The organism is Aeromicrobium sp. PFPM2_SD2, assembly GCF_057364525.1.
Genome location: NZ_JBNFNZ010000830.1, coordinates 1 through 528 on the forward strand (window position 1 = coordinate 1; position 528 = coordinate 528).

At 75.8% G+C, this 528-nt stretch carries 1 protein-coding gene; it reads left to right on the forward strand.

Going from position 1 to position 528, the window contains the following annotated elements; all coding sequences use genetic code 11:
• Positions 1–495, forward strand: a 495-nt coding sequence (locus tag AC2W7G_RS18360) for a lytic transglycosylase domain-containing protein (RefSeq protein WP_485869696.1), incomplete at its 5' end; no start/stop codon positions are given.
• Positions 496–528: the final 33 nt, after the last annotated feature.

Sequence of the window (528 nt, forward strand, 5' to 3'; positions counted from 1 at the left end):
CGCGTCGAGTCCGACCACGGACGCACCGGCGCCAACACGCTGGGCGACGACGGCGTCTCGCGGCCCGGCGTGCTCGGCGTCCCGCTGACCGGCCGCAACGGCACCGCGGAGATCCGCGACACCGACGGCGGCAAGCTCGACGCGACGGGTCTGGGACGCGCGGTCGGCCCCCTGCAGTTCATCCCGTCCACGTGGGAGATGGTCGCGGTCGACGCCGACGGCGACGGCCGGGCGAACCCGCAGGACGTCGACGACGCCGCGACGTCGGCCGGCGTCTACCTGTGCGCCGGCTCCGACGACCTCGGCACCCGTCCGGGCGCCGCTGCGGCGGTCAAGCGTTACAACAACTCCGACTCCTACGTCGACCTCGTCCTGACGATCGCCGCGCGCTACGCGGCCGGCGACTACACCGCGACGCCGAACGGGCGTCGCCCCCGGCGGCACGCTGACGTCGCGCGCGCAGGACCAGACGCTCACCCCCGAGCAGCGTCGTGAGGCGCGCCGGGCCGAGCAGGGACGTCCGCCGCG